The following is a 15,945-nucleotide window of genomic DNA, read 5'->3' on the forward strand; positions in this document are numbered from 1 at the left end:
ATAGTTATTTTCTTATTTTAGCAATTCTGAAACTGGTTCGAAAACAATTTTTTCAATGTCAGAAAGGTAAATTGCCAATTGTTGTTGCTTGGTAAAGAATTCTGACAAGAGGCTATTTCCTTGAATCTGTTTACCAAAGCCTTCCATCTTAGCTTGGAAGGAAGCATCTGGCATTTGACCTGTCTGTGCTAGTTTTTGAATTTCCTCTTGGAAGGCAACATATTCTGTAAAAATTTTGCTTGCCTCAACATCTGCTGAAATAGCATCTTTAGCTGCTTTAACAGCCTTGTATTCTGGTAATTCGCGTAGACCGCGACTAAGTTCGTTTGCACTATCGTAAATATTTGACATAATTTTCTCCTTATTTGATAACGACTGTGTAGTCGGTATTTTCTGTTATGAGATGCTCAGCTCTTTCTAAGTCTTGAGCATTTTTAAATGAAATTTGTAGAATCCCGTGAATATCCTCACGGTTTTCCTCGTTGATATGAATATTGACCAAGGAAGTTCCACGTAGCAGTTCCAAAATCCGCAAGATGACATCTTCTTCATCGGGAACATCGACATAGAGGTCATAAGAGCTATCCACGCCACCACGCTTATGGATTTCCATAGCCTGACGTTGCTCACGCGCTTGGTTGAAAAAGTTCCAAATCTGCTCTTCATCTCCCTTGCTGATGGCTTGTCCAACCTCATCCAAACGTTCCTTAAAATCCTCAATCCGCTCTAGGATAGTCTCACGATTGGACAAAAGAATGGAAGTCCACATACCTGGTTCGCTTTCCGCAATTCGAGTCATATCTCGAAAACCACCTGCCGCAAAGCGCCTTGCCATCTCATGTTCTTGAGCATAAACCGCGGTCTGCTCCATGAGACTAGAAGCCAGAATATGAGGAAAATGGCTAATCTGAGAAGTGACACGATCATGCTCCTTGGCATCAATTTCGATAAAACGAGCATGAAGACCTGAAAGCAGATCCTTCATTTCCTCAAGCGTATCCTGACCTGTCAGGCTCGAAGGTGTAAAGATATAATAGGCATTTTCAAAAAGATTGACATCCGCAGAAGCAGCCCCTGTCTTGTGACTACCAGCCATAGGATGGGCTCCGACGAAGCGAACAGGTTTGCCAGCCAAATATTGCTCCGCCGCATCCACAATAGCTGACTTGGTCGAACCGGCATCTGAAATAATGACACCTTCTTTCAAGTCCAAGTCGGCCAACTCCTTAATGAAAGCAATGGTTTGTTTGATTGGCAAGCTGAGAATAATGATATCTGCCAAAGGAGCAAAACTAGCAAAATCATCCGTTGCACGGTCAATCATGCCTTCTTTCAAGGCGATATCTCTCGAAGCTTGACTGCGATTGTAACCTAAAATTTCATAATCTGGATGATCGCGTTTGATCCCGAGTGCCATAGAGGCACCAATCAGACCAAGACCTGCGATATAGACTGTTTTTGCCATAGGAACTCCTTAATAGTTCTTTGTAAACTCTCGGTGTTTGGCTACCGATTCTTTTAGTTCCTCAAGATTATCTGATGAGAATTTTTCAAGGATTTCTTGTGCCAGAACTGTTGCCACAACGGCTTCCATGACCACTCCTGCAGCTGGAAGGGCGGTCGGATCACTTCTTTCAACAGTTGCCTTGTAAGGTTCGTGGGTTTCGATATCCACACTCATGAGTGGTTTGTAGAGAGTAGGAATGGGCTTCATAACTCCACGAACAACGATAGGTTGCCCATTAGTCATACCACCTTCAAAGCCGCCAAGATTATTGGTACGGCGGGTATAACCGTCTTCTTTAGACCAGAGAATTTCATCCATGACTTGGCTACCTTTGCGGTAACCAGCTTCAAAGCCAAGACCAAATTCCACCCCTTTAAAGGCATTGATAGAGACAACAGCTTGGGCCAATCGCGCATCCAATTTTCTGTCCCATTGGACATAGGAACCAAGACCAACTGGAACACCTCCGACGACTGTCTCCACAACCCCACCGATGGTATCACCGTCACGTTTGATTTGGTCAATATAATCCTTGATTTCCTGTTCTCTTTCTTGGTTGACAATAGAAACTTCTGACTGGGCAGCTCGTTCCTTAATCTCAGCGACTGTCAGATTTTTAGGTACATCGATTTCCTTGCCACCAAAGACCACGACATGGTTGGCAATCTCCATATCTAGCTCAGCCAATAGGCGTTTGGCTACTGCCCCAACTGCCACCCGCGTGGTGGTTTCACGGGCAGATGAACGCTCCAAGGAATTACGCAAATCATCAAAACGGTACTTGATGCCCCCAACCAAGTCGGCATGACCTGGCCGAGGATGAGTGATTTTCCGTTTGCTTTTAAGGCGGTCTTCAATGTCCTCCGCAGACATGATGTCCAGCCATTTTTGGTGGTCCTTATTGATGACATCCATGGTAATGGGAGCTCCTGTCGTCTTCCCGTGGCGCACGCCCGAAGTAAAGACAACCTGGTCACTCTCAATCTTCATACGACCACCGCGGCCGTAGCCACCCTGACGGCGTTTAAGGTCTCCATTAATATCCTCAGCTGTCAAAGGTAGTCCAGCTGGAATTCCTTCAATAATAGCCGTCAGACGGGGACCGTGTGATTCTCCTGCAGTTAAATATCTCATACGTTCTCCTTATTTTACCAAGTAGTCTTTCATCTCTTCCAGAGAAACTGGGTGAATAATCGCTGAACCGAGCTCTGGTACCAAGACCAATTTCAAGGTATTGCCACGCGCTTTCTTGTCATGAGTAAGAGCCTGATAAAGCTTATCAACATCCCAGTTTTCATAGTCAACAGGTAGTCCAAATTTCTGACACATCTCTGTGATAGATTGGGTAATGCCAGCCGGCATGAGGCCTTTTTCCTCAGCAACCTTGGATATCTGCACCATTCCCATAGCCACAGCCTCTCCATGCATGACTTTACCATAGCCAGCAGTCGCTTCAATAGCATGACCAATAGTGTGGCCAAAATTGAGGTAAAGGCGAACACCATTGTCCAACTCATCCTCAACTACCATCTTGCGCTTGACCTGACAAGAATGTTCAATCAAGGTCTCTGCATGTTCCAGAATGCTCTCCACAGAACCATCCAGCTCTGCCAAGAGAGCCCACAGTTCTGGATCCTCAATCAAGCCGTACTTGATGACCTCTCCCATCCCTTCAATCAACTCTCTTTTTCCGAGCGTTTCAAGGACAAGCGGATCGATCAGAACCCCATCTGGTTGGGCAAAGGTCCCCACCATATTTTTAGCAAATGGAGTGTTGACACCTGTCTTTCCACCGATAGAAGAATCCACTTGGGCTGTCAAACTAGTCGGAATCTGAACAAAATGAATACCTCGCATATAGGTAGAGGCTACGAAACCAGCCAGGTCCCCAACGACACCACCACCAAGAGCCACGATTCCATCGCTACGAGTCAGACCTTGCTTGACTAAAAATTCATAGACTTTCTGGACAGTGGTTAAATTCTTTCTTTCTTCCCCTTCTAAAAAGTCAAAAACTGCTACCTGAAAACCAGCATCTTCTAGGCTGAGCTTGACCTTCTCCGCATAGAGAGAGGCTACATGGTTGTCTGTTATGATAACCACTTTTTGTGGTTGCCAGAGTTCTCGCAACCATTGACCAGCCTGAGCCAGACAACCTTTTTCAATCTGAATATCATAAGGATGATGAGGAATATCGATTCTGATTTTCATAGGAGAATCTCCTTTTCTTTATTGGTATTTTTCTGTTAGGGACTGCCAAATCTCTTCTGTCGGCATTTCCTTTCCTGTCCACAGTTGAAAAGCTTCTGCAGCTTGATATAGCAACATTCCCAGGCCATTGATCGCTGGATTGCCCTGACTTCTGGCCCACTTCAAAAATGGCGTTTCATAGGGTTGGTAAATGATATCTGCTACTAAAAGAGTTTCTGATAGGACAATGCTTTCAGGAACTGGAGATGATTGACCGTCCATCCCTACACTTGTAGCATTGACAAGTAAATCCGACTCGGCAATCCTTGCTTGCAGTTCAGGAACATCTTCTAAAGCATACAGGTCCACTTTAAAACCTGTCTGCTCCTGTAACTTGTCTAGATAAGGTCTTGTTTTTTCCATCGAAACTGAACGAACAAAGACCGAAATCTGACTGACGCCGTCCAAAATAGCTTGCGCCAAAATGGATTTAGCCGCACCACCTGCACCCAGCAGGGTCATCTTCTTACCTGTAATTGTAAAAGAAGGCAAGCTCTTAAAAAATCCCTTGCCATCTGTATTATATCCAATTAAATTGCCATTCTCATTGACAACCGTATTAACCGCACCAATCAAGCGCGCTTCGTCGCTCATCTCATCCAAATAAGGAATCACCTGCTCCTTATAGGGCATGGACAGATTGATGCCAAACATCTGGTAGCGACGAATATTAGCCACTGTGACTTCCAAGTCAGCCGCTTCAATCTCCCAAGCCACGTAAGCACCATTGGTAGCTGTCACCTCAAAGGCACTATTGTGAATAAAGGGGGAAATAGAATGCTTAATAGGATTAGCAACAACGGCAGCTAAACGTGTATAGCCATCAAGCTTCATCCAAAATCTCCCGAATTTTTTTCATGTTAGCTAAGGAAATCTGCCCAGGAGCACTAGCCTCATCTAGACTAGCAAAAGACCAGCTAGAACCCGTCACATCCGCAGTGATACGAGATACCTTGCCCACCTTGCCCATAGAAATCGTTACATATTCCTGCTCAGGATTGAGAGTTTTAAAGCCTCGTGTATAGTTCATCAAGTCTAGCACATCCTGCTCCGTGTGAGCCATCACCGCAACCTTAACAAGTTTTGGATTTAGGCTCGTCAACTCTGACAAGATTTCCATCATGTTCTCAGGTGTTTCTTGGAAATTGTGGTAACTCAAAATAAGATTTGGGAAGTCCAGCATTTCTTCAAAAACATCCTTGTAGCTGTAGTACTCAAAATCAATATAGTCTGGTTGATAGAGTTGCGCCACTTCCTTGATTAGATGGATATATTCTTCTGGAGAAAGGTCGATTTCTCCCCCTTCAGAGCGAGTTCGCAATGTGAAAACCAACTCACGGCCTGCGAATTTTTCAAAAATAGCTGGAGCCACCTGCAAAATTGCTTCCTTAGGCAGATAGTCGGCACGCCATTCAATGATGTCGGCATCCAGATACCTCGTGGCATCCAGAGCCTGAGCTTCCTCTAAACTTCTTGGCATTACTGAAACGATTAATTTCATTTACTAACCTTCATACTAATCACCTTGAGGTAATTACTACTTTCATCTTTTTTATTATAGGCGAAATCTGCTGGAAGACCGTATTTGTTTAAAATCTGGTAACTTCTTCCTGCAAAGCCTTTATCAATTTGTTCTGTAAATTTCTGGCGGGATACATTGGCAGCATTGGTGCTGGCAATGATAATACCGTCCGGATTTAAAATCTCAAGACTCTGGGAAATCAACTTGTGATAATCCTTGGCCACAGAGAACGTTTGTTTTTTGTTCCGAGCAAAGCTAGGCGGATCTAGGACAATCACATCATAAGTCAAGCCTTTTCGCTTAGCATACTTGAAATACTCAAAGACATCCATGACTATAAAACGATGGTCGTCTGTGCTGATTCCATTTGCCTGAAAATGTGCTTGAGACAATTCTCGTGAACGTTTAGCTAGGTCAACCGAAGTAGTCTGGCTTGCTCCTCCCATGGCCGCAGCTACTGAAAAGGCTGCTGTATAAGAAAACATGTTGAGCAAAGATTTGCCCATAGCCAATCCATCCACTAAACTACCGCGAACTTCATGCTGGTCTAGGAAAATCCCTGTCATCAAGCCATCGTTCATAAAGACTTGATACAAGACACCATTTTCCAGAACAGTGAAAAAATCAGGTGCTTCTTGGCCATAAATATGGGCAGATTCATAGTCCAAACCCTTAAAGCGGATCTTCTCATAGGTCCCTAACACCTCAGGAAAAACCTGTCTAAAAGCTTCTGAGATAACCTTGCGAATCTGATAAACATAAGAGTTATACCAAGAAAAGACAGCATAGTCGCCATAAAGGTCCACTGTCAGACCACCAAAGCCATCTCCCTCTTGGTTGAAGAGACGAAAGGCAGTTGTCAATTCATCTTGATAGTAGGCACTTCTCTTTTCTTTAGCTTGTCTAAACAGCGTTTCAAAGAAAGCTTGATTGAAGGTCACCTTGTCTGTGCTCACAAACCAGCCCAAGCCCTTGTTTTGCTGAGAAAGGTAGGCAGTACCAAGAAAGGTGCCTTCTTGACGATAGACTTCTACTTCCTGATCCTTGAGATTGACATTCTCAAGATCACTGGCTTCTAGTAAAACTAGCCCCTTAGCGAGCTTCTTTTCAACCCGTTTGTTGACTCTTATTCTATTCATAGTCACTATTATAGCAAATTTTGTGACAATTCTCAAAAAAGAAACTACCCTTGCTTTTTTACTCTAGTTTTAAAAAATGGTATACTAATACTAATAAAAACTTAGGAAGTAATTGTGTGAGAATTAATTTTAACAAAATCCAAAAAGCTATGGGTACCAGACTGGGTTTTGTCCTAACCCTTTTAATCCTCTATTGGCTCAAGACCTTACTAGCCTATACCGTTGACTTTAATTTAGATATTCAAGTAGGCAAATTGCAAGGAAATTACCTTGCCTTTATCGCCTTTTTCAACCCCCTTCCTTTGGGACTCCTCCTGCTGGCTCTAGCCCTCTATACTCGCTCAACCAAGGCCTTTTACAGTCTTAGTATAACTATTTACAGCCTTTTATTCATTTGGCTTTATTCCAATGTCTTTTACTATCGAGAATTTAGCGACTTTATCACGGCTAATACCATGAAAGTGGTCAGCAAGGTATCTGTTGGTACTGCGGAACTAGAGTTACTACGCCTTTGGGATTTCATCTATTTTATGGATTTCCCACTGCTAGCTTATCTTCTCTATAAAAAGATCATCCAGCTGGACAGGAGACCTTTCAAATTCCGCTCCAGTGTTGCTATCACTGCTCTCTCAGCCCTGCTCTTTTCTGCTAATCTTTTCTTGGCTGAAATCGAACGTCCCGATCTCCTATCGCGAGGATTTTCTAATTATTATGTTGTCCGCGCCCTTAGTTTGCCAGCCTTTTTAGGCTATAGTGCCAACCAATCCTACAGTGCCAACAAAGAACGTGCCAAGGCCTCTGAGACTGATCTTCAACCTATCACAGACTATATTCAAGAACATGCTGCTAAGCCTAATCCAGACTATTTTGGCTTGGCCAAAGGGAAAAATGTAATTTATCTCCACTTGGAGAGTTTCCAGCAATTTCTACTTGACTATAAACTCAACATAGATGGAACTGAGCATGAAGTCACTCCCTTCCTTAATTCCCTCTACCATTCGCAAGCAACCCTAGCCTTTTCGAATATCTTTAACCAAGTCAAGGCTGGTAAGACCTCAGATGCGGAAACCATGCTGGAGACTGGTTTGTTTGGACTTGACCAAGGTTCCTTTATGGTCAATTACGGTGGGACCAATACCCAGCAAGCTGCGCCTTTTATCCTATCAAAAAATGGCTACCAATCGAGTGCTGTCTTTCACGGTAATATCGGGACCTTCTGGAATCGAAATACAACTTACAAACAGTGGGGCTACCAATACTTCTTTGATGCTTCCTATTTTACTAAGCAAGACAGTAGCAATTCTTTCCAATATGGTTTAAATGATAAAATCATGATGAAAGATTCTATCCAATATCTAGAGCACTTGCAGCAGCCTTTTTATGCTAAGTATATCACGGTGTCCAATCACTATCCCTATGCTAGCAATCTGACAGGCGATGAGCTTGGTTTCCCACTGGCTAAAACCAAAGATGAAACAATCAATGGCTACTTCCAAACAGCTAACTATCTGGATAGTGCTATCAAGGCCTTCTTTGACTATCTCAAAGAAAGTGGCCTCTATGAAAAATCCATCATCGTCATCTATGGAGACCATTATGGCATTTCCAATTCCCGCAATCCTGAGCTGGCACCCTTGATTGGAAAGACTTCTGAGAACTGGTCGAATTACGACAATGCCATGTTGCAACGAGTGCCTTTTATGGTGGTCATGCCTGGCTATGAAAAAGGACAAATCATCAATACCTACGGTGGACAAATCGATATCTTACCGACTCTCGAACACCTCTTTGGTATTGAGTCCAATTCCTTCCTTCAAGTCGGCCAAGACCTTCTGTCTCCAGATCATCAAGAAATCGTTGCCTTTCGGACTGCCAATTCCTTCGTCACACCAAAATATACTAGCTATGACGGACGAACCTACTATACTGAGAGCGGTCTTGAAATCAGCAATCTTGATGAACAAGCTCAAACTGAACTAGAAAGCGTTCGGCAAGCAGCTATTCAACAGCTGAAAATCAGCGACCAGATTCAAACTGGTGATTTGATACGTTTCTACCAAGCAGATCATCTTGGAAAAGTTGATACAGAAAGTATTTCTTACCTCAATTCTTTACCAATTCTGCAAAAGATTGAGCAGGAAAAAGGTAGTCAATCAACCAGTCTCTTTAGCCAACGACAAGGTAAAACCAGTGCTGACCTTTTCAAAGCTCCAAGTTACCAAGAACTCCACCCAGAGTCGGCAGAAACCGAATCAAAATCACAATAAAAAATGCTCTTCCGTCTTGGAGGAGCATTTCTTTTTATAAAATAAAATTCAATGAAAATCAAAGAAGAAACTAGCCTACTACTAGATTGTAGGTAGAGAGGTTGTATCAGCAATATATGTCTGTCAAATTTAGTGACGAAGATAGTAGAAGAAATATGAGGATATAAATCAGCTTCATCAGATATCTGGAAAATTTGATTTTATAGAGAAGCCTTTTGTTACAAACTCAATATACTATCAATAAATAATATTATAGAAGCAAGAATAATTATCATTTCACCTATCTGCATAATCCTATTCCGAACTCTAAATATATGTTCTATCAAAAATACTTGGATCACACACATTATAGGAATTAACGTTTTTGAAATTGAAAAATATCCAAATAAATAAACTATAAACAACAATAATAGAACTATATTATATTTCTTATTCAAAACATTCCTCCCTATATATTTTTGATTACCAATCTTAATCATTTACAACTACATTCTAACAAACTATAAAAGCGTTTGTCGAATTGAATTTATCAAGCAAGCGATCAACTAGCTCATCTTTTTTCTATCTCTGCCAATATGCGTGACAGGTAGTAATGATAGCCAAAAATAGCAAGACCAAGCAAGAGGATAAGAGCTCCTACTCCCAAGCTGATGGCAAGAACAGGGGCGAGAGACCGAACCAAGAATAAGCTCCCTATTACAAGGGCCATTAAGATTGCACTATAAATAAAAATCAAAACAATTGCTACTATACGATTTGAACGGTTCACCAAGTCCGTAATGCTACTCCAATTGGTTGACAGATTTTTCACGTCCTTAAAGTAATTGTGGCAAGAAAGGATGACACTGGCAAGGATCCATGCCACAAGAAGGTAAATCATCGAAAGGATGGGCAAGCCTAGATATAGAGAAAGGCCAAGTAAAGTCAGAACTGGTAAAAAGGACTGGACAGCAAATATAATCCAAAATTTCACTTTCACATAACGAGCAAAGTCAAAGGGTAAACTCTTAAGAAAATCAACATTTTCCCTCTCCAAGGACAAGGCAATTGAATGCAGACTGGTGATATTGTTATTGACAACTGCTATAAAGAGAGCTATAAAAAACAAGGGTAACCAGTATGGAGGATGAATGTCTGGAACTATCTGAGAATCTCGGATGTTGGAAATCAGACCGATCATCATGAGATAGGGAAGGAAAGCACTTGTAAAAAGCACTGTAACCACGCCAGTCCCCTGTCCCAAGAGGGTGAGGTGGTAGCGTAAAACCATACGGAAAAAGCCCTTTTTATTAGTAGTTGAAATTCTCTCCTTATTGCGACGTTCTTTCTTGACCTTCTCCTCACTGTTAAGCAGAATCACGTCATAAAAATGAGGAAGAACCTTCTTTTTGGTCAGGTAAAGCAAGAAAACAGTTAGAGAAATCCAAGCGAGCAGACCCAGGATGGCTTCTGTCGAAAAAGGCTCCACTGCTATTTTATAAAAGATATGAAGAGGATAAAGGAGAAATGGAATGTCTCTAACTTTGTCAACAATACTTCCAAAAATCGACTGTAGAAAGAGGACAAATATTAAAGGTATGAGAACCCCTATCCCAATCATCACATTCGAAAAAATAGACTGATACTTTCTGAAGACCGTAGTCTGAGCCAAGAAATGTACTGCCACTACCATCACTAAAGTAACAGAGACAAATAATAAGGCCAAGGACAGCAGCATCAAAGGCAAGCCCAGCCAAAGAGAAGGAGCTAGCCTAATATAGAGGACTAGAAAATAAGCTAGGATTGGTACAATTCCAGCTAGAGCTGGCAAGAGAACAGACAGTCCTTTAGCAATTATAATCTCTGATTCTTTAAAGGCATAGGGCCTATAAGATGCCAAGTCCTTACTCTCATAAAAGACATTGTAAAATGCAGTGAAAGAAGTTGAAAAGGCAAGCACCAATAAAATAGCAACCATGGTACTAAAAAAACTTGGCATTTCCTCAAAAGGAAAACGAAAGGCTATATTTATAAACATGAAAAGCATCAAGAGACTAGAAAAAATGTAAGAACTGAGGACTCTAGCAGAAACATTTACTTTTTTCCCAGGATTCTTAGCCTGCTTCTTTCGTAGGTTAGCCAGATTCGCTTCTTGAGATGAATAGAGGATATTGATATCAACTAATTTTTTAATGACCTTGAAACGCATCTGAAACCTCCTCTTTTCTACCAGCAAGTCTAAGGTAGATACTTTCTAAAGACTGGTCTGGATGGTCTTTTCTCAAGTCCTCTACGCTACCACAATAAATCAAATGTCCCTTTTTCAAAATGGCAATCCGATCACAGACTTGCTCTGCCACCTCTAGGACATGAGTTGAAAACAAGACCGTCTTGCCTTTTTGTGCATGTTCCTTCATCATTTGCTTCAAATCAAAGGCAGCCTGGGGATCCAAACCAGTCAAGGGTTCGTCCAAAACCCAAATATCGGGATCGGATAAGAGTGCTCCGATGACAAAGACTTTCTGACGCATTCCATGAGAAAGGGTTTCAATAACCTGATAACGATTTTCAGCAAAATCAAAAACACTCAATAGCCTAGCTAGACTAGTCTCCAAGTCAGAGCTAGTCAGATCATAGGATGAGGCGATCAATTCCCAAAATTCATTGGCAGTTAAGCGTAAAAATAAGTCAGGCGAGTCTGCTACGTAGCCAATCTTTCGTTTGATCGCCAAGCGATTTTCCGATAACTCCTGACCGTCTACCAAAATACGACCACTGCTGGGTGAAATGATACTGACTAAGGATTTTATAGTGGTCGATTTTCCAGCACCATTATGGCCAATCAAGCCCATAATCTCTCCATTTTCAATCTGAAGATTGAGATTGCTCAAAGCCTCTTTATCACCATACAACTTACTAACATTTTGAAATTCAATCATGAGAAATCTCCTCTCTTTATCTATGTAATTCACTATAATTATAGCGCTTTCATTTTAAAAATCAACATTTTATATAAAATAGTCAAAAACTTATTATTCAGTTTTACGCAAACGTTTGAGCTAACCAATACTTTATGATAGAATAAAGAACAAGATTGACAAGTAAGAGGAAACATCATGCAAAATCAAACACTCATGCAATACTTTGAATGGTATCTGCCCCACGACGGTCAGCACTGGACGCGTCTGGCTGAAGATGCTCCACACCTAGCTGATCTGGGGATCAGCCATGTCTGGATGCCACCAGCTTTTAAGGCTACCAATGAAAAAGATGTCGGCTATGGGGTCTATGACTTATTCGACCTAGGCGAGTTTAACCAAAAAGGAACTGTCCGCACCAAGTATGGTTTTAAAGAAGACTATCTTCAAGCCATTCAAGCTCTAAAAGAACAGGGAATCCAGCCTATGGCCGATGTGGTGCTCAATCACAAGGCTGCTGCTGATCACATGGAAGCCTTTCAGGTTATCGAAGTGGACCCTGTAGACCGTACAGTGGAACTTGGAGAACCCTTCACCATCAATGGATGGACTAGCTTTACCTTCGATGGTCGCCAAGATACCTACAATGACTTCCACTGGCACTGGTACCACTTCACAGGTACTGATTATGATGCCAAACGCCGTAAATCCGGGATTTATCTGATTCAAGGAGACAACAAGGGCTGGGCCAACGAGGAATTGGTCGATAATGAAAACGGCAACTACGACTACCTCATGTATGCAGACCTAGACTTTAAACATCCTGAAGTCATCAAAAATATCTATGACTGGGCTGAGTGGTTCATGGAAACGACTGGTGTAGCTGGTTTCCGCTTGGATGCCGTCAAACACATCGACTCCTTCTTTATGCGCAATTTCATCCGCGATATGAAGGAAAAATACGGTGAGGATTTCTATGTTTTTGGTGAATTTTGGAATCCCGATAAGGAAGCCAATCTAGACTATCTTGAAAAAACGGAGGAACGCTTTGACCTTGTCGATGTTCGTCTCCACCAGAATCTCTTTGATGCTAGTCGAGCAGGTTCCAACTACGACCTTCGTAACATTTTCACAGATAGCTTGGTAGAACTCAAGCCCGACAAGGCTGTAACCTTTGTCGACAACCACGATACCCAACGAGGACAAGCCCTTGAGTCGACTGTTGAAGAATGGTTCAAACCAGCAGCCTATGTCCTCATTCTATTACGCCAAAATGGCCTTCCATGTGTCTTTTACGGAGACTACTATGGTATTTCTGGTAAATACGCCCAAGAAGATTTCAAAGAAGTCCTTGACCGTCTCCTATCCATCCGAAAAGACTTGGCATATGGAGAACAAACAGACTACTTTGACGACGCTAACTGTATCGGTTGGGTACGTTCAGGTGCTGAAAATCAATCCCCAATCGCAGTCTTGATTTCAAATGACCAAGAAAATAGCAAGTCAATGTTTGTCGGCCAAGAATGGGCTAACCAAACCTTTGTAGATTTACTTGAAAACCACCAAGGTCAAGTCACAATTGATGAAGAAGGTTATGGACAATTCCCTGTCTCAGCTGCTTCAGTAAGTGTCTGGGCAGCCAATACAATCTAACAGATAATGATAATCAAGTCAGATCCAATCGGATTTGGCTTTTTTGTAATCACAAAAAGACCTACCCAAATGGATAGATCTTTGTTTTCTTACAATTTACCTGCTACGGCATCCAAGAGTTCTTGGATTTTAGCTTGGTTGCTTCCTCCTGCCATGGCCATGTCTGGTTTACCACCACCACGTCCATCGACGATTGGAGCCAATTCTTTGACAAGGTTTCCTGCATGCACATCTTTTGTCTTGCTAGCTACAAGAACGTTCACCTTGTCACTGATAGCGGCAACTAGAACAAGCAAATCAGAGTAGTCTTTTTGTTTCCAATTGTCCGCAAAGGTACGAAGGGCACCGGCATCTGATACAGACACTTGACTAGCAATGTAACGATGACCGTTGACTTCCTTCACATCCTTAAAGATGTCGCCTGCGGCTGCAGCTGCGGCTTTTTCTTTCAACTCAGCATTTTCTTTTTGCAGTTGACGAAGTTGTTCTTGAAGTCCTTCTACCTTGTGAGGAACTTCTTTAAGTTGAGGTGCTTTCAGGGTTGCCGCAACAGCTTTAAGAGCGTCTTCTTGTTCACGGTAGGCTTCAAAGGCTTCCTTACCAGTCACTGCCAAGATACGGCGAGTTCCTGATCCGATACCTTCTTCTTTGACAATCTTGAAGAGACCAATTTCAGAAGTATTACCAACGTGGGTACCACCACAAAGCTCGATAGAGTAGTCACCGATAGTAACAACACGGACTTCCTTGCCGTATTTCTCACCAAAGAGAGCCATAGCTCCCATTTCCTTGGCAGTGTCAATATCCGTTTCAACTGTCTTAACTTCAAGAGCTTCCCAAATTTTCTCGTTGACTTGCTGTTCAATCGCACGCAATTCTTCAGCAGTTACTGCTTGGAAGTGGGTAAAGTCAAAACGAAGGAACTCAACTTCGTTAAGAGATCCTGCTTGTGTCGCATGGTTTCCAAGGATATTGTGAAGGGCAGCGTGAAGCAAGTGAGTCGCAGTGTGGTTTTTCATGACACGGTGACGACGATTTGTATCAATTGCTAAGGTATATTCTTGGTTCAAGGCAAGCGGTGCAAGGACTTCAACAGTGTGAAGAGCTTGTCCGTTTGGTGCTTTTTGAACATTTGTCACAGTAGCCACGACCTTACCTGACTCGTCCAAGATTTGTCCATGGTCAGCCACCTGTCCACCCATCTCAGCGTAGAATGGAGTTTCCGCAAAGATAAGAGAGGCAGTTCCTTCAGATACAGCTTCTACTTCTGCATTGTCAGCCACGATAGCTACCAATTTAGAAGACAATTGTGATGCTTCATAGTTAAAGTGGCTCTCCACTGTGATATTTTGGAGGGTTTCGTTTTGCATACCCATTGAGCCACCTTTAACAGCTGATGCACGCGCACGTTCTTGCTGTTCTTTCATGGCTGCTTCAAATCCTTCACGGTCCACAGTCATACCAGCTTCTTCAGCGATTTCTTCAGTCAGTTCAACTGGGAATCCATAAGTGTCGTAAAGTTTGAAGACATCTGAACCAGCGATGACAGATTGACCTTTTTCTTTCAAGTCTGCTACGATACCTTGGGCAAAATGTTGACCTGAGTGAAGAGTACGAGCAAATGACTCTTCTTCGCTCTTAACGATTTTTTCGATAAAGTCACGTTTTTCAAGCACTTCTGGGTAGTAACTTTCCATGATTTTTCCAACAGTTGGAACGAGTTTGTAAAGGAAAGGCTCGTTGATCCCCAATTTTTGACCGTGCATAGAAGCACGACGGAGCAAACGACGAAGAACATAACCACGACCTTCATTTCCTGGAAGGGCACCATCACCGATGGCAAATGAAAGAGAACGGATGTGGTCAGCGATGACCTTGAAGCTCATGTTGTCGCCATCTTGGTCATAAACCTTACCAGACAATTTCTCAACTTCACGGATAATCGGCATAAAGAGGTCAGTTTCAAAGTTTGTCTTAGCCCCTTGGATAACCGCCACCAAACGCTCCAAACCTGCGCCCGTATCAATATTTTTGTGTGGTAATTCCTTGTATTCGCTACGAGGAACAGCAGGATCCGCGTTAAATTGTGACAAAACGATGTTCCAGATTTCGATGTAACGATCGTTTTCGATATCTTCTGCAAGAAGGCGAATACCGATATTTTCTGGGTCAAATGCTTCTCCACGGTCAAAGAAGATTTCTGTATCTGGCCCAGAAGGTCCGGCACCGATTTCCCAGAAGTTGTCCTCAATAGGAATCAAGTGACTTGGGTCCACTCCCACTTCAATCCAGCGGTTGTAAGAATCTTTATCGTCTGGATAGTAGGTCATGTAAAGTTTCTCAGCTGGGAAATCAAACCATTCAGGACTTGTCAAAAGCTCATAAGCCCAAGTGATGGCTTCGTCACGGAAGTAATCACCGATAGAGAAGTTCCCCAACATTTCAAACATGGTATGGTGACGTGCAGTCTTCCCTACGTTTTCGATGTCGTTGGTACGGATGGCCTTTTGGGCATTGGTAATACGTGGATTTTCAGGGATAATAGTCCCATCAAAGTATTTCTTAAGGGTTGCTACCCCAGAGTTAATCCACAAAAGTGTTGGATCATTTACAGGAACCAAACTCACTGATGGTTCTACTGAGTGACCTTTGGTCGCCCAGAAATCAAGCCACATTTGGCGTACTTGTGCACTAGATAGTTGTTTCATAT

13 protein-coding genes are annotated in these 15,945 nt (G+C 42.5%); 2 read left to right on the forward strand and 11 right to left on the reverse strand.

Going from position 1 to position 15,945, the window contains the following annotated elements; translation table 11 throughout:
- Positions 1-12: 12 nt before the first annotated feature.
- The 7 genes from N8O43_RS02055 to N8O43_RS02085 are packed head-to-tail and all read right to left on the reverse strand — an operon-like array spanning position 13 to position 6,418.
- Positions 13-351, reverse strand: coding sequence for a YlbF/YmcA family competence regulator (locus N8O43_RS02055; RefSeq protein ID WP_084954388.1), 339 nt, complete (start codon positions 349-351; stop codon positions 13-15).
- 10 nt (positions 352-361) lie between these two features.
- Complete coding sequence (locus N8O43_RS02060) at positions 362-1,465, reverse strand: prephenate dehydrogenase (protein WP_153198757.1); 1,104 nt, start codon at positions 1,463-1,465, stop codon at positions 362-364.
- 9 nt (positions 1,466-1,474) lie between these two features.
- On the reverse strand, positions 1,475-2,641 hold the full coding sequence (gene aroC / locus N8O43_RS02065) for a chorismate synthase (RefSeq protein ID WP_261089263.1): 1,167 nt from the start codon (positions 2,639-2,641) through the stop codon (positions 1,475-1,477).
- A 9-nt stretch (positions 2,642-2,650) separates the two neighbouring features.
- The gene (aroB, locus tag N8O43_RS02070) at positions 2,651-3,718 is read right to left on the reverse strand and encodes a 3-dehydroquinate synthase (RefSeq protein ID WP_261089264.1); all 1,068 of its coding nucleotides are present in this window, start codon (positions 3,716-3,718) and stop codon (positions 2,651-2,653) included.
- Positions 3,719-3,736: 18 nt separating this feature from the next.
- Entirely contained in the window at positions 3,737-4,591 is an 855-nt protein-coding gene (locus N8O43_RS02075; RefSeq protein WP_045611294.1) for a shikimate dehydrogenase, read from the reverse strand.
- Entirely contained in the window at positions 4,581-5,258 is a 678-nt protein-coding gene (gene aroD, locus N8O43_RS02080; RefSeq protein WP_000767758.1) for a type I 3-dehydroquinate dehydratase, read from the reverse strand. The genes N8O43_RS02075 and aroD overlap by 11 nt, the downstream gene beginning before the upstream one ends.
- Complete coding sequence (locus N8O43_RS02085; RefSeq protein WP_045611293.1) at positions 5,255-6,418, reverse strand: class I SAM-dependent rRNA methyltransferase; 1,164 nt, start codon at positions 6,416-6,418, stop codon at positions 5,255-5,257. The genes aroD and N8O43_RS02085 overlap by 4 nt, the downstream gene beginning before the upstream one ends.
- 149 nt (positions 6,419-6,567) lie before the next feature.
- On the opposite strand from N8O43_RS02085, the gene N8O43_RS02090 reads away from it, so the two are divergent.
- Positions 6,568-8,685 (forward strand): LTA synthase family protein, encoded by a 2,118-nt coding sequence (locus N8O43_RS02090; protein WP_261031602.1) that lies wholly within the window; start codon positions 6,568-6,570, stop codon positions 8,683-8,685.
- A gap of 218 nt (positions 8,686-8,903) precedes the next feature.
- Here the strand turns inward: N8O43_RS02090 and N8O43_RS09660 are convergent, their stop codons facing one another.
- From N8O43_RS09660 to N8O43_RS02100, 3 genes are all read right to left on the reverse strand, one after another.
- On the reverse strand, positions 8,904-9,164 hold the full coding sequence (locus tag N8O43_RS09660) for a hypothetical protein (protein ID WP_314726003.1): 261 nt from the start codon (positions 9,162-9,164) through the stop codon (positions 8,904-8,906).
- A gap of 71 nt (positions 9,165-9,235) precedes the next feature.
- Complete coding sequence (locus tag N8O43_RS02095) at positions 9,236-10,873, reverse strand: hypothetical protein (protein ID WP_261089265.1); 1,638 nt, start codon at positions 10,871-10,873, stop codon at positions 9,236-9,238.
- Positions 10,854-11,603 (reverse strand): ABC transporter ATP-binding protein, encoded by a 750-nt coding sequence (locus tag N8O43_RS02100; RefSeq protein ID WP_261089266.1) that lies wholly within the window; start codon positions 11,601-11,603, stop codon positions 10,854-10,856. The genes N8O43_RS02095 and N8O43_RS02100 overlap by 20 nt, the downstream gene beginning before the upstream one ends.
- Before the next feature lie 177 nt (positions 11,604-11,780).
- Here N8O43_RS02100 and N8O43_RS02105 point away from each other — a divergent pair, with 177 nt between their 5' ends.
- The gene (locus tag N8O43_RS02105; RefSeq protein ID WP_261089267.1) at positions 11,781-13,235 is read left to right on the forward strand and encodes an alpha-amylase; all 1,455 of its coding nucleotides are present in this window, start codon (positions 11,781-11,783) and stop codon (positions 13,233-13,235) included.
- An 89-nt stretch (positions 13,236-13,324) separates the two neighbouring features.
- Here N8O43_RS02105 and alaS read toward each other — a convergent pair whose 3' ends face one another.
- A complete protein-coding gene (gene alaS / locus N8O43_RS02110; protein ID WP_261089268.1) occupies positions 13,325-15,943 on the reverse strand; it encodes an alanine--tRNA ligase in 2,619 nt (872 codons plus the stop codon).
- Positions 15,944-15,945: the final 2 nt, after the last annotated feature.

The organism is Streptococcus mitis (assembly GCF_946190335.1).
GTDB lineage: Bacteria > Bacillota > Bacilli > Lactobacillales > Streptococcaceae > Streptococcus > Streptococcus mitis_CH.

Excerpts from the sequence above, each read along its gene's own strand:
- aroC (WP_261089263.1), bottom strand. The coding sequence starts at position 2,641 with ATGAGATATTTAACTGCAGGAGAATCACACGGTCCCCGTCTGACGGCT.
- N8O43_RS02055 (WP_084954388.1), bottom strand. The coding sequence starts at position 351 with ATGTCAAATATTTACGATAGTGCAAACGAACTTAGTCGCGGTCTACGC.
- N8O43_RS02090 (WP_261031602.1), top strand. The coding sequence starts at position 6,568 with ATGGGTACCAGACTGGGTTTTGTCCTAACCCTTTTAATCCTCTATTGG.
- aroB (WP_261089264.1), bottom strand. The coding sequence starts at position 3,718 with ATGAAAATCAGAATCGATATTCCTCATCATCCTTATGATATTCAGATT.
- N8O43_RS02095 (WP_261089265.1), bottom strand. The coding sequence starts at position 10,873 with ATGCGTTTCAAGGTCATTAAAAAATTAGTTGATATCAATATCCTCTAT.
- N8O43_RS02075 (WP_045611294.1), bottom strand. The coding sequence starts at position 4,591 with ATGAAGCTTGATGGCTATACACGTTTAGCTGCCGTTGTTGCTAATCCT.
- alaS (WP_261089268.1), bottom strand. The coding sequence starts at position 15,943 with ATGAAACAACTATCTAGTGCACAAGTACGCCAAATGTGGCTTGATTTC.
- N8O43_RS02105 (WP_261089267.1), top strand. The coding sequence starts at position 11,781 with ATGCAAAATCAAACACTCATGCAATACTTTGAATGGTATCTGCCCCAC.
- N8O43_RS02060 (WP_153198757.1), bottom strand. The coding sequence starts at position 1,465 with ATGGCAAAAACAGTCTATATCGCAGGTCTTGGTCTGATTGGTGCCTCT.
- N8O43_RS09660 (WP_314726003.1), bottom strand. The coding sequence starts at position 9,164 with ATGATTAAGATTGGTAATCAAAAATATATAGGGAGGAATGTTTTGAAT.
- N8O43_RS02085 (WP_045611293.1), bottom strand. The coding sequence starts at position 6,418 with ATGAATAGAATAAGAGTCAACAAACGGGTTGAAAAGAAGCTCGCTAAG.
- aroD (WP_000767758.1), bottom strand. The coding sequence starts at position 5,258 with ATGAAATTAATCGTTTCAGTAATGCCAAGAAGTTTAGAGGAAGCTCAG.
- N8O43_RS02100 (WP_261089266.1), bottom strand. The coding sequence starts at position 11,603 with ATGATTGAATTTCAAAATGTTAGTAAGTTGTATGGTGATAAAGAGGCT.